This window comes from Guptibacillus spartinae (assembly GCF_028610625.1).
Classification (GTDB): Bacteria; Bacillota; Bacilli; order Bacillales; family Guptibacillaceae; genus Guptibacillus; species Guptibacillus spartinae.
In genome coordinates this window covers 37,097-48,945 of the sequence record NZ_JAQQWU010000004.1, presented here as the reverse complement: position 1 = coordinate 48,945, position 11,849 = coordinate 37,097, and the positions used below count along the sequence as shown (strand labels likewise).

The 11,849-nt window shown below is 42.8% G+C and carries 16 protein-coding genes; 1 reads left to right on the top strand and 15 read right to left on the bottom strand.

All coding sequences use genetic code 11. The annotated features are described in order from the left end of the window. Positions 1–8 precede the first annotated feature (8 nt). Positions 9–806: a flagellar hook-basal body protein gene (locus PQ511_RS09225; RefSeq protein ID WP_273851610.1), complete on the top strand. Its 798-nt coding sequence runs from the start codon at positions 9–11 to the stop codon at positions 804–806. A gap of 209 nt (positions 807–1,015) precedes the next feature. On the opposite strand, the gene flgL is transcribed toward PQ511_RS09225, so the two are convergent. From flgL to fliW, 15 genes are all read right to left on the bottom strand, one after another. Further along, entirely contained in the window at positions 1,016–1,891 is an 876-nt protein-coding gene (flgL, locus tag PQ511_RS09220; protein ID WP_273851609.1) for a flagellar hook-associated protein FlgL, read from the bottom strand. 18 nt (positions 1,892–1,909) lie between these two features. Next, positions 1,910–3,235: a flagellar hook-associated protein FlgK gene (gene flgK, locus PQ511_RS09215; protein WP_273851608.1), complete on the bottom strand. Its 1,326-nt coding sequence runs from the start codon at positions 3,233–3,235 to the stop codon at positions 1,910–1,912. A gap of 30 nt (positions 3,236–3,265) precedes the next feature. After that, positions 3,266–3,736 (bottom strand): flagellar protein FlgN, encoded by a 471-nt coding sequence (locus PQ511_RS09210; RefSeq protein WP_273851607.1) that lies wholly within the window; start codon positions 3,734–3,736, stop codon positions 3,266–3,268. Positions 3,737–3,750: 14 nt separating this feature from the next. Continuing rightward, complete coding sequence (gene flgM, locus PQ511_RS09205) at positions 3,751–4,011, bottom strand: flagellar biosynthesis anti-sigma factor FlgM (RefSeq protein WP_194218296.1); 261 nt, start codon at positions 4,009–4,011, stop codon at positions 3,751–3,753. A gap of 112 nt (positions 4,012–4,123) precedes the next feature. Then, positions 4,124–4,555, bottom strand: a complete 432-nt coding sequence (locus PQ511_RS09200; protein WP_273851606.1) for a flagellar basal body-associated FliL family protein — start codon at positions 4,553–4,555, stop codon at positions 4,124–4,126. A gap of 15 nt (positions 4,556–4,570) precedes the next feature. Beyond that, the gene (gene motB, locus PQ511_RS09195) at positions 4,571–5,350 is read right to left on the bottom strand and encodes a flagellar motor protein MotB (RefSeq protein ID WP_273851812.1); all 780 of its coding nucleotides are present in this window, start codon (positions 5,348–5,350) and stop codon (positions 4,571–4,573) included. Beyond that, on the bottom strand, positions 5,340–6,158 hold the full coding sequence (motA, locus tag PQ511_RS09190) for a flagellar motor stator protein MotA (protein WP_273851605.1): 819 nt from the start codon (positions 6,156–6,158) through the stop codon (positions 5,340–5,342). Before motA ends, motB begins: the two co-directional genes overlap by 11 nt. Positions 6,159–6,181: 23 nt before the next feature. Then, on the bottom strand, positions 6,182–6,556 hold the full coding sequence (gene fliS / locus PQ511_RS09185) for a flagellar export chaperone FliS (RefSeq protein ID WP_273851604.1): 375 nt from the start codon (positions 6,554–6,556) through the stop codon (positions 6,182–6,184). A gap of 12 nt (positions 6,557–6,568) precedes the next feature. Next, positions 6,569–6,949, bottom strand: a complete 381-nt coding sequence (fliT, locus tag PQ511_RS09180) for a flagellar protein FliT (protein ID WP_273851603.1) — start codon at positions 6,947–6,949, stop codon at positions 6,569–6,571. A gap of 1 nt (position 6,950) precedes the next feature. After that, on the bottom strand, positions 6,951–8,423 hold the full coding sequence (fliD, locus tag PQ511_RS09175; protein WP_273851602.1) for a flagellar filament capping protein FliD: 1,473 nt from the start codon (positions 8,421–8,423) through the stop codon (positions 6,951–6,953). Between the two features lie 107 nt (positions 8,424–8,530). Further along, on the bottom strand, positions 8,531–8,869 hold the full coding sequence (gene flaG / locus PQ511_RS09170) for a flagellar protein FlaG (protein WP_273851601.1): 339 nt from the start codon (positions 8,867–8,869) through the stop codon (positions 8,531–8,533). A gap of 445 nt (positions 8,870–9,314) precedes the next feature. After that, on the bottom strand, positions 9,315–10,445 hold the full coding sequence (locus PQ511_RS09165; RefSeq protein WP_273851600.1) for a flagellin N-terminal helical domain-containing protein: 1,131 nt from the start codon (positions 10,443–10,445) through the stop codon (positions 9,315–9,317). Positions 10,446–10,612: 167 nt separating this feature from the next. Then, positions 10,613–11,008 (bottom strand): VOC family protein, encoded by a 396-nt coding sequence (locus PQ511_RS09160; protein WP_273851599.1) that lies wholly within the window; start codon positions 11,006–11,008, stop codon positions 10,613–10,615. A gap of 10 nt (positions 11,009–11,018) precedes the next feature. Beyond that, positions 11,019–11,252 carry a carbon storage regulator CsrA gene (gene csrA / locus PQ511_RS09155; protein ID WP_226654366.1) on the bottom strand — a complete coding sequence of 78 codons (234 nt, stop codon included), beginning with the start codon at positions 11,250–11,252 and terminating at the stop codon, positions 11,019–11,021. Next, complete coding sequence (fliW, locus tag PQ511_RS09150; RefSeq protein WP_273851598.1) at positions 11,253–11,702, bottom strand: flagellar assembly protein FliW; 450 nt, start codon at positions 11,700–11,702, stop codon at positions 11,253–11,255. Positions 11,703–11,849: the final 147 nt, after the last annotated feature.

Genomic DNA, 11,849 nt, shown 5'->3' with positions numbered 1-11,849 from the left:
GGCTACGATTGAATATTCAAATGGCAACCGCATCTTCTTCACTTAGTCAGACCCAAAAAAAGATGGATACAATCGCTAACAATATAGCAAACGTGAACACGGTAGGCTATAAAAGCCGTGAAGCAACGTTTCAAAACCTCTTGACTCAAACGTATGCGAATCAAACTGGGGAGGAAACTGAGCCTGGGAGAATAACACCTGAAAACCTTCGCGTTGGTTTTGGATCAAAGGTTGGTTTAACGACTCTGCGAAACGAGCAAGGATCCGCACAGGAAACCGGTCGTGATTTGGATGTGATGCTTGAAGGAGAGAACGTCTATTTTCGCGTTCAAAATGGGGATGCCATCAACTATACAAGAGACGGATCTTTTGACATTCAGAATCAGAATGGAGTCATTTCACTCGTGACAAGCCGAGGGAATGCCGTGTTGGATCAGAACGGCAACGCATTTACGTTTGAAACGAACCCTTCTGAAGTGTCGATCTCTGCCACAGGAGAAATGGTTGCGACGGATGCCAACGGAAATGAACAAACGTCTCAGCTCAGCATTGCTAAAATCGATCGCCCTCAGGCGCTCGTGAACGTTGGAGGAAACGAATTTTCTCTTCAAAACGGTGAGCTTGAACTTGTCGCGCTTGATGGCGAAGAATTTAAAACAAGACAGGGTTTTCTTGAAATGTCGAACGTAGACCTAACGAAAGAAACAACAGAGATGATTTCGACTCAGCGCCTTCTCCAATTTCAAAGCCAGGCGATTAAAATGGCGGATGAAATGATGGGGTTAGCGAATACGATTAAGCGGTAAGTTCTCGTCTCATCGAATACTAAATTAAAAAGCTTGGAGGCCTCCAAGCTTTTTTCTACGTTAAATTTTTGTATAGGTGAGAGCGTGTTTTTTGAATTTTAGCTTTCTCTATGTAAATTCTCCCTCTCATTTCGCTAACGTAAAATAAAAAAACAAAGCAGAAAACACTGTTTGCTTTGTCGTAAAATTTCACATGCATTAAGCTTGCTCTATCTAAGAAAATCTAATAGTGATGGTTGAATAATCTTCGCACTTGCTGCAAGTGATGCCTGGTAGACACTTTCTTCGGTTTTAAGTTTCATGATGGCTTCGGCAAAGTCAACGTCATCATTTTTAGAAACGAGCGTTTGCAGAGAAAGATTTTCTTCCTTTAAACGTTGATTCATCCCTTCGACTCTCGACTGCTTTGCTCCAAGGCTTGTCCAACTGTTTAACACTTGATCCTTGCCTCTTTCAAGCTGTTCCAGTGTACTGCTTATGCCATCTTTGTCTCCATTCTCTAATGCGGCTGAGAGCTGATCTAGCGTCTTAAATAGGTTTACATTCCCATCAAAGACTTCTCCCGTAACATTCATTTCAATCGCATTACTAGAAGACATCCTCTGCAACATTGACTGATTGTCATAAGTAAGGTCGCCATTCGCTGCGACTTGCATTGGTTGATCCGTTTTCTGTCCATTAAAGATGTACTTTCCATCAAACTTTGTATTGGCAATATCCTGTATCTCATCGCGTAGTTGCTCAATTTCTTTCGCAATCGTTTGCTGATCTTCTGGCGAGTTAGTCCCGTTCGATGCCTGCAAACCTAGCTCGTTGGCACGCTGAAGCGCATTAGAAATGCTATTTAGTGCCTGATCCGTTGTCTCCATCCAAGAAAGAGCGTAATCCGTATTTCGTTCATACTGCTCGTTATCAGCTAACTGAGAGGCTAGCTTCAAAGATTTTTGTACACCAATTGGGTCATCAGAAGGCCTATTAATTCGTTTTCCTGTTGAGACTTGTTCATTCGCTTTCTCATAGCGTGAGAGATTTTGTTGTAACTGAGAGGTCGTGTTTGAGCTAAGCATTTGCTGTGTAATTCTCATAGGATGATCTCCTTTCTACTAAACGCCCATGCGATTAATAATGACGTCAAGAAGCTCATCAGTGGTGCTTACATAGCGAGCTGCCGCATTATAGGCATGTTGAAATTGAATGAGGTTCGCCATCTCTTCATCAAGAGAGACGCCACTCACGGACATTCGGTTTTGATCAATTGACTTTAGCACTGCTTGGTGATTGTCAACCGACCGTTCTGTTGACTGTGTTTTGGCACCAATCTTTGAAATAAGCATGCCATAAAAATCGCTTGCGCTAGCATCAGCATTGACGTTTGAATCAGCTACATTAAACGAAAACGTTTCGTTTTTTAGGTTGCTTATAGCGGATGCAATATCTCCGTTGCTAACTGAACCAGCAATGGAGGATGCCGCAATAGTCGCAGGATTCGCTTTCACTTCTTGATTCATGCTTACACTTTCAAGAAATGTCGATCCCGTTCCGTTTGTATCAAACATCGCTTCCCCTTGCTTCATCGAACCGTTCGCATCTTTTGCTAGTGAATATCCCGAGGTCATCAAGTCATTTAAACCGGCAAACTCTTTCGATGTCCCGTTTACCTCAGTCTTCACCGAGCCAGTAATAAATTGATTAAACATTTCATTTAAATCGTTTTGAAAGCTTTCCACTTCACTAACTGACTGTTTAAGACCTTCAAGCTTTCCGGTATTCTTTGCATTTGTAAGTCCTGACATCTCATCCATTAAAAGATCACGCCGGTCTTTTAACTCGTTCGCTTCAGGTTTTAATGCGATCTCCTTGTTTAAACTATCAATTTGTTTCGTTAATTCATTGATTTGGCCATTCACGGCTGTTACTTGTTGATTTAAGCTTGTTGATAGACTCGTTAATCCCTCATTTAAGGTTTTCCCCTGGGAAAGCAATTCTTCCGAACGTTCGACAAGAACAGATCGAGCCGCAAGACTATCAGGATTTGAAGCAAGGTCTTCCCATGCTGAGAAGAAGCGATCTAAGGAAGCACTGATGCCATTCTCTCCTGGTTCCCCTGTTAATGCCTCTATTTGTTGAAGGGTTTCAAGCTTTGTTGACTCAGATCCTAATTGACCATTCCGCTCTCGATACTGGCCATCGAGATAGTCTGAACGAACGCGTTCAATCGATTCAACACTTACACCAGTCCCAAGCTGCGAGGATGAGCTACCAGTTTGATAAGGATAAGGGATGGAAGACGTTGCTTGCATGTCCACTCGCTGCCTCGAGTATCCGGGAGTATTCGCATTTGAGATATTATTTCCTGTAGTCGTGAGAGCGGTCTGTTGTGTATAGAGACTTCTCTTACCGACTTCTAATCCATGAAACGTAGACGTCATTCAAATCCGTTCCTTTCTCAACCTGATCACTCAGGCTTTCGTATCAAAATATCCTCGCGGTGTTTGCAATGGTTTCTGGTTGGGCCTGCCGTAAGTGATCGATTGATTTGTTGTCGTTAAATGCCCAATCATATGATGGACGAAAGCCATTCCATCCCTTAACAACTCTTCGTTTAAGTCATTCATACGCTGAAGTTTCTCTGCCTTTTCTTTTAAATCAGCAGCTCGATTTTCGACCATTCGTTTAACAGGGGGACTCAGCAATCCTAAAACGTCTTTAAGCGTTTGGTCTGTTCGACCTGCAAGCTTTTCTGTAATTTGCTGCCGTTTCTCTTCACGATCCCGAAGTTCTTGAAGAAGATCTTTTTCTTTGTTGATGACTTCCGTTAATCGCTTCACTTCTCGCTCTAATAAGACTTCCTGTTTCGTTTCAGATAGATCGATTAATTTCTCATGAAGGAGAATCATTTCACCCATAACCGCTAATAGTTCCTGTCCCATCGTGCCGCCTCCTGTTAAAACCACTGATCAAACAGCTTTTCCGCTGTTTTCTGACTGTCGACACGATACGTACCTTCTTCAATCTGCTTCTTGATGGCCGTTACTTTCGCTTCGCGCTCTTGTTCCGTCTTCATGTCGTACAGTTCTCTCGCTTTGTTTGAGATTTGAAGTTCATCTTCTCGTGGAGCCTTTTTCACCTGCTCGACCTTCGTAACAGGATTATGCTTCTGATAAGGGTTCACAATAGGTGGTGCTGATGGTTTATTGACGTTCATATCCGGTCACCTCTTTCCGACAATTTATCAAACTACTCCTATTCTATTATTCGTACCAGAATTTGAGGATTCTACCGTTATTATCGGAAATTCATTGAAAAAAGTTAACCGCTTACTGAATTTTAAAATCCGTCACGAGGACGCGTTCGACTTTTCCATCATCCAGCACTTGATTCACTTCATTTTTAATGGTGTCTTCAAACGTCTTCAATCCTTCAGAGCCTTTTAAATCCTCTTTTGTTAGACCAGCCAACGTTGAGATCACGATTGCTTTTAATTCGGGATTACGAACTTCAAGTTCTTTATAACTTTTTTCCTGATCAGCCAGCAAGTTAATCTGCACAACCGCAAAATGGTCTGACGATAAATTGGTTGTCAACGATTCCATGCTATAGCTTCTTGCCGCTAGCTCTTCAGCGGTTGGTTCTTTCTCTTCCTGCGCCATCACTTTCTTCAAATCAATATCGAGGAAAAATACGGCTGCGGCAGCCCCGGCACCTACGATCCCAAGAGCCGTAAGGAGGATGATTAAGATCCGTTTCATTTTGTCACCTCTGTTCTAGTTTTCAACGTTGTATGGAAGAATCAGTACCTCAACTCTTCGGTTCTTAGCTCTGCCTTCTTCCGTTTTATTTGAATCTACTGGGCGGTATTCTCCGTATCCTGTAAAACTAAATAGTTTTGGATCAAGCTTTTTGTTATTCAAGAGCTCAGTCATAAAATTCAGTGCGCGCTCAGAACTTAAATGCCAGTTTGAGGGATACTGCGACGTTTTAATTGGGCGATCATCGGTATGACCGGTTACCGTAATTCGGCGCGGTGGATCCGTAACGAGAAGCGCTGAAATTTGCTTTGCCAGTGGTTTTGCATCTCCTGTTAACACGGCTTTACCACTTTGAAACAACGCGGCTTCTTTAATTGTAATTAAAAGCCCCTCTTCTGTTAGCTTTGTTTTTAAATAAGAATCGAGATCTTCATCCGCGATATATTCATCAATCCGCCCCTGTAATTCCTCCAGCTTGTTTTGATCTTGTTCGATCGCTTTTTCTTCTGCTTCCTCTTTTTTTGGCTCTTCTTTTTCTGGCTCATCCGTCATACCAACAAATGATCCATCTTCTGGATCGAGCATCGCAGGTTCGCCTTCTAAAATGCCGGTTCCCCCACTTAGCACATCTTGAAAGGACTGTGTAATGGCTTCATACTTTTTTACATCAACCGTGCTTGCCGCAAAAAGAACGATAAATAGAGCAAGTAGAAGCGTTAACATATCGGCATATGGAATGAGCCAGCTTTCGTCGACGTGATCCTCATGCTCTTCATGTCTCTTCTTACGCATCAGCGCCTACTCCTTCACCTACTTCTGATTGACTAGCTTTCTTTTCATCTACCAAATTTCGTTCTTTACTAGGAAGATAGACTAGCAGTTTATCCTCGACCATACGTGGAGAAGCACCAGCTTGAACAGCCAAAAGACCTTCCAGCATAATCATCTTAATACGAGCTTCGGCTTGTGATTTTCGCTTCAGTTTATTCGCGAATGGGTGCCAGAGAACATACCCTGTGAAAATCCCAAACAGCGTCGCAATAAAAGCAGCCGCAATGGATTTTCCAAGGAGCTCCATATCACCAAGATGACTGAGTGCCGCAACAAGACCAACAACCGCTCCAAGAACTCCGAGTGTCGGGGCATACGTACCAGCCTGCGTAAAGATCCCCGCTCCCATCCTATGACGTTCTTTCATCGCTTCAATGTCTTCTACTAAAATTTCTTCAATGGCTTCATGCGAATGACCATCAATCACCATCTGGAAGCCGCCTTTTAGAAAATCATCATCAATTCCCTCAAGATTATTTTCAAGGGAAAGGAGACCTTCACGACGAGCAACCGTCGCCCATTCACGAAACATCGGAATCAGCTCTTTTTCCGTAAGAAGCTTCTGATTAGAAAAAATAATCTTTAATAAAATTGGGAATTTCTTAATCTCGTTAAAAGGAAATGCGATTAATAACGCTGCCGCTGTTCCAACAAAAATAATAACGAGGGCAGCGGGATTTAATAGAGCAGCCGGATTCGCTCCCTTCAAGATTAATCCGCCAACAAGGACGAAGAAACCGAGGAGCACACCGAACAGAGATGTTTTTTCCATTGCTTTCACCCTCTTTGTTTAACTTACTTCTTTGCCTGTTCCATCGCTTGTTTCCACGTATTCCGGAACTCTTCAGCTAAGTTCTCGACTTCTTTTAAAATGCTAGCGTCGTTTTGGATATTCGCCGTCACAAGCTGTGAAATCATATACTCATAGAGCGCATCCATCGTTTGAGAGAGCTCCATCTCCATATTTAATGATGAACGCAATTCATATAGAATGTTTTGTGCTTTAATGATATTGGTATTCTTCGCTTCCATGTTTCCTTTTTCCATTGCCATGGAAGAAAGGCGAATGAATTTGATACAGCCGTTATACAACATTAACGTTAATTCTTGTGGTGAGGAAGTCGTGACTGCGTTATTTTGATACGTTTGATATGGATTTTGCATGGCCATAAAAAATCCCTCCTATTTACGCTGATCGAAAAAAGCGCCGTCCGTGTATGAGGCTTGAGGCTTGTATTTGTTTGCAGTCGCCTTGCCATTCTGCAGGCGTCTCATCTGATCAGAGAAAGCGGCATAAAGCTCAGAAAGTTTCGGTTGAATCGTTTCTTCAAGTAGATTCAATTGTTGAAGAAGTCCTTGCTCGTCTTCCGTCCAATTCTTGCCTTCCTTTTCCATTGCTTCATCTAAAAGTTTAATCGTCTCTTCCCGACGTGTAATCATGTGATTAATGCCTTCGAGTTGGTCAGAGCCTTGCTCATCCATAGAAGGGTTTACGATTTCAAGTGATTTCGCGATTTGATTTGTCACAACATGCAGTTGATTTAACGCGTCAATTCTTCTCATTTTACATCCCACCAAGTAAGTTTTGTTGAACCCAGGCGCTTTGCTGATTGAGCTGACTCATCGCCGTTTCAAGCGCCGAAAATTGTTTCCAATACCGATCTTCAACGGTAACAAGCTTATCTTCCCAGTTTTGCATCTGCTCATCTAAATCTTTTAATCTCGTGGATAGAAAACTACTGTCTACGAGCGTGCCCGGCGTTCCTGCTTTTTCACCAAGCTGATCGATGCCTTTATTGACCGAGTCATACAGACGATCACCAATCCCGCCTGTTCCGCTCGTAAACAGGTTCATGACCTCTTCAGGCTTTTGTTCCAGAGCGCTCTTTAATTTCACGTCATCAATAAAGAGCTTTCCTCCATCCTGATAAGAACCCGTGTTAATCCCAACTTGTGAAAGCATGCTAAGCTCACCTGCAGGAATTCCGCTAACCGGCGACATCCAGGCTCTGCGGAGATCACTTACAATTCCACGAACCGTCGCGTCACTTTGAAGCATCCCGCTTTTCGCTTTCTCTTCCCAAAGTTCGATTTCTTTCTCAGTAAGATCTTCTCTTTGCGCATCGGTAAGCGGCGGAAAATCGCGGTTGCGCTTTTCAGTCAGCATCCCCTGCGCTTTATCAATGAACTCGTTGTACTTTTCAACAAAATTCTTAATCATGTCAAAGGGAGCCTGGGTATCACTTTGAACAGATACAGTGGAAGTCCCTTTTTGGACGAGATCCAGTTTTAAATTATTGATCGTCGTAGTGTTTGTTTTTAGATTATCGACAACAATTCCATCAAACGTGACAGAACCATATTTCCCCTGTGCTGTATTGGCTGCACCGCCGAGAATACGACTTTCCACCGTCGGATCAGTTAAGCCAAGCGTGAATGACTCATCCCCGCCCATCGCTTTTGATGAAATAAAAAAACGAGAGGTGGTGTTATCAAAGCTTGCTCGTAAGCCAAGTGATTCACCTGTCGTACCGTCTGTCGCACCCGCAATTTTTTCTGCGATACTTTTAAATGTATCTGACGCAGTGATGGTAATGGAGGCTGATTGGCCTTTGCTATTTGTAAGTTGAAGCGTCGTATCCGCTTCACCTGTTTGAAGTACTTTATCTGTTCCCTTTGCGGCAGTACCCGCTTCATTTTGAATGGCCTGTCCAGATGTGAACTTGGCGCTTTGTGCGAGTTCGTTAACGATAACTGAATATGAACCCGGTACAGAAGCTGATGTCGTCGCCGACGTAATGGCGCCTGTGTTAGAGGAGGTCGTCTGATAAGCGTTATAACCAGACTGTAACCGCATTGACGAAGCCGTGCTTCGCATATCGGACATCATCGTATTCAATTCACGATACGATTCCTTCTGCCATTCAATCGTTTGCTTCTTTTGAGACAATTTATCGAGCGGAATTCGCTCCGCCCTCATGAGATCCTTAACCATCTGATCTGTATCCATCCCCGTCGCTAATCCGGAAACCCTCATGAACATCTCCTCCGTTCATACCTTCTATTGATACTATCGGCAGGGGGAGGTGATTGTTTAAGGTGTAAAAAGACCTAAAAAAGAACCCTCGATCGAGAGTTCAGCAGTTAAATTTTCTGATCCACCATAAAGCCGAGCAGCTCAGCCGTTGCTGCATAGCGATCAAGGAACTTTTTTGAAGGGATTTCTTTGATTACTTCGTCGGTTTGAGTATCGATGATCTGGACGTAGTATTCGTTTAGTTTGTCGTGGAGTTGGAATTTCAGTGAGGTTTTGGTTGGTTCGAGATAGGTGTTGAGGGTGTTGATGTGGTGATTGATGGTGTCTTTTGATAAAACTTTTGCTTCTACCTCACGCTTTTCGATCGTCTTATTCATTTCTGTATTCGTTGTTTGAGTTAATTTAGTTGGTCCAATAGGTTTGATTGAAACGTCTTTTAGTTCCATCAGCTAATCTCCAATTTTCCCGATCAATTTGTTGTTAAAAAAGGTGGCCTTCAGTTGAAGACCACCTTGTAAGTAAATTAACGTAGAAGTTGTAGTACAGCTTGTGGCTGTTGGTTGGCTTGCTTTGCCGCTGTTCCTTTCGGATACAGAATAGACTATATCTTCACCTCTCGTGTTCGAAAGGGCCGGGCACTTCGAATGGCGTGTGCCACCCTACGGATTTCATCACCATCGCTTTCGCCTTAGATGGTTTATCCTAGTCGTTGAACCTTCTCCACTCTTTCGAGACAGGAGCTTGGCTGCTGATTATCCAATCTTAATTCTTTTCAACCCATCACGCTCACCGTTTCCAGTCACGTTGTGGGGAATCAAGCTTAAGGAAGTTCCAGCAATTCACCCGGTTATGCTCTTACCCGTTACCAGATAAGACGCCCTGTTCAATCAATTATCTTAGCAGCTGAAGCACTGCAGAAGAACTTTGATTGGCTTGAGCCAACATTGCTTGTGATGCCTGATTAAGGATATTGTTCTTAGTGAAATCCATCATTTCTTTTGCCATGTCTACGTCGCGTATACGTGATTCTGCGGCTGTTAGGTTTTGTGCAGTAGTTCCAAGGTTGTTGATTGTATGCTCTAGTCTATTTTGATTTGCACCAAGTTTAGATCTTTCTAGAGAAACCGTATCTATTGCAGTTTGAATTTGGGTCATTGCTGTTCTAGCGCCCGAAACATCATTTACACTTAAACCAGACACACCTAAATCTGTAGCTGTCATACTGCCAATAGATAACCCTAATTGTTGGTCAGTTGAATTTTCAGAACCAATCTGAATAAATTTTGTAGCTGTAGAGTCTGTTACTAGTTCACCAGCTGTTCCACCTCCAGCCGTAGCTCCGCCCAAACCAGTTGCAGTCCAAGTAGAGTCTACCGTTAGCTTTACACCTAGCTTTTCAAAGTCTAACGTTCCTGCTGTATTATCTGCTAGAACTACAGTTTGTGAGTTTCCTTTGTCATCACTTAGTGTAATGCCATCTGTAACTGTTCCAGATGCAGCAATTTTAAAGGTAGTGTTAGAGGAAGCGCCAGCTACATCAATAGACAAGAGGCCATTATTTCCTGCAGCTAGTCCAGACCCCGATGCGTTTAATTTCGCTCCAAATTGTCCATCGAGCAATTTTTCACCGTTAAATTTCGTAGCTGAAGAAATTCTGTCCACTTCTGTTGATAAAGCTTTCATTTCTTCTTGAACCGCACTTCTATCGTTAGCGGAAAGTGTCTCACTTGCTGCTTGAGTAGCTAGTTCATTCATTCTCTGAAGAATGCTATGAGTTTCATTAAGCCCACCTTCAGCAGTTTGAATCAATGAAATACCATCTTGCGCATTTCTACTTGCCTGTTCAAGTCCACGAATTTGCCCACGCATTTTCTCAGAAATCGAAAGACCCGCTGCATCGTCCCCAGCACGGTTAATACGAAGACCTGAAGAAAGTTTCTCCATGTTCTTAGATGCATTCAATTGGTTAGCACCCATCTGATTGTAAGTGTTCATTGCTGCTAAGTTGTGATTAATAATCATCCCTAAATCTACCTCCATGTAATTGGTTTTATCAAGAAAATCCACATCCGTTTGGACTTCCTAACACCACTATTATCGGCAGGCATTTTAGGATGTTTAATACTTTTTGAAAAACATTCAAAAAAGAACCGCATTCCAAAGATAGCGGTTCCATTCCTAATAAGAATTTATCTTAAATGTGCATACTCTTCCTTCTCATACAGCCCCGGCAAATAAGCTTCAAGCTTATTCCCTTCCGGATCATAAAACTTAAAATGCGCCACTCCAGCCTCTTCATCAACTGAAACGCAACGCTCTCGCAGCTCATTCTTAAACGTCTCCGCATGCTTCTCTGCTAAATGAAGCACCGGATACGACCCGCTCACATCAGCCGAAGGAAGCTCTTCCCCTTCCTTCAGCTCAATCAAACAAATCGCCGTCTGCCCTTCTCCAACGCCAAGTACCACGGTACCGCCGTAGTCCTTCGTCACGTGAAGACCGAGCATTTCTTCATACCAGTTCACTGCGTTCTTTATATTCCGCACACGAATGTTCACTTGATAAACGCCTTTAAAGAAACTCATCAAGTCCCTCCTATGAACTCGTTTTTCTCCTGAATTCTTTTAGGTCCTCCAGGCTAAATTCCTGCATTGCGGCAAGCTTATTTTCGGATTGAATGGCTTCATATACTTCTTTTCGATGAATCGCGATGTTCTTCGGTGCTTCAACACCAAGCTTCACTGTATCACCGTCAATGCTAATGATCTTTAGTTCAATCTCATCATTAATGACAATTGATTCGCCTTTTTTTCGTCCAAGTACGAGCATTTACTCCGCCTCCTCTGTGTTCACTTGCTTTAAGAGAGGTTCTTTGATGCCATACTCCTGTTTTAGGACGAGCTGTTTTCCAGTGCGTTCTTCTGTGTTAAAAATAAGCGGTGCTTTTAGATTCATTGTCGCTTCTTTTAAGGAACCCTGAACGGTAAGAATCGAGAGCACGAGCGCATGCGATGGATCGGTTACGTTAAGCTGTGCAAGCGTGCTGTCATCAAGGTTTACTTCATAATTTGGATAAAAGGAAAACGGATCCGCCAGGAAAAAGCAAAGACCGCTTTCTTCCGTTGATTGTAAAAAGTAAAAAGGAGACTCATCTTGATCGTCGGCGGGTAATAGACAGTAAGTTGTAAAGTGCTCAAGGCCAGGGATGCCACTTTCAAACGTAACGAGACGTTCTTCGGTAACATCCATTTCTCCAAAGCGTGCAGTATGTAATTTCATAGCGATCTCCTTTGTTGATCAGTGTGTACCCTCATTATAAGGCCTATAGCGCTTTTTTCCATGGATAATTTGTTGTCTTTTTGAAATTTCGGTAAACTTAAAGAAACAGAGAACCGCTTAAAAAGAAGAATCTTGTCGAAGTTCTAT

What these genes read in the sequence shown, in the direction of transcription:
- flgL (WP_273851609.1), bottom strand. Translation starts at nt 1,891, where the DNA reads ATGAGAATTACACAGCAAATGCTTAGCTCAAACACGACCTCTCAGTTA.
- flgK (WP_273851608.1), bottom strand. Translation starts at nt 3,235, where the DNA reads ATGACGTCTACGTTTCATGGATTAGAAGTCGGTAAGAGAAGTCTCTAT.
- PQ511_RS09210 (WP_273851607.1), bottom strand. Translation starts at nt 3,736, where the DNA reads ATGGGACAGGAACTATTAGCGGTTATGGGTGAAATGATTCTCCTTCAT.
- flgM (WP_194218296.1), bottom strand. Translation starts at nt 4,011, where the DNA reads ATGAACGTCAATAAACCATCAGCACCACCTATTGTGAACCCTTATCAG.
- PQ511_RS09200 (WP_273851606.1), bottom strand. Translation starts at nt 4,555, where the DNA reads ATGAAACGGATCTTAATCATCCTCCTTACGGCTCTTGGGATCGTAGGT.
- motA (WP_273851605.1), bottom strand. Translation starts at nt 6,158, where the DNA reads ATGGAAAAAACATCTCTGTTCGGTGTGCTCCTCGGTTTCTTCGTCCTT.
- fliS (WP_273851604.1), bottom strand. Translation starts at nt 6,556, where the DNA reads ATGGCCATGCAAAATCCATATCAAACGTATCAAAATAACGCAGTCACG.
- fliT (WP_273851603.1), bottom strand. Translation starts at nt 6,949, where the DNA reads ATGAGAAGAATTGACGCGTTAAATCAACTGCATGTTGTGACAAATCAA.
- fliD (WP_273851602.1), bottom strand. Translation starts at nt 8,423, where the DNA reads ATGAGGGTTTCCGGATTAGCGACGGGGATGGATACAGATCAGATGGTT.
- flaG (WP_273851601.1), bottom strand. Translation starts at nt 8,869, where the DNA reads ATGGAACTAAAAGACGTTTCAATCAAACCTATTGGACCAACTAAATTA.
- PQ511_RS09165 (WP_273851600.1), bottom strand. Translation starts at nt 10,445, where the DNA reads ATGATTATTAATCACAACTTAGCAGCAATGAACACTTACAATCAGATG.
- PQ511_RS09160 (WP_273851599.1), bottom strand. Translation starts at nt 11,008, where the DNA reads ATGAGTTTCTTTAAAGGCGTTTATCAAGTGAACATTCGTGTGCGGAAT.
- csrA (WP_226654366.1), bottom strand. Translation starts at nt 11,252, where the DNA reads ATGCTCGTACTTGGACGAAAAAAAGGCGAATCAATTGTCATTAATGAT.
- fliW (WP_273851598.1), bottom strand. Translation starts at nt 11,702, where the DNA reads ATGAAATTACATACTGCACGCTTTGGAGAAATGGATGTTACCGAAGAA.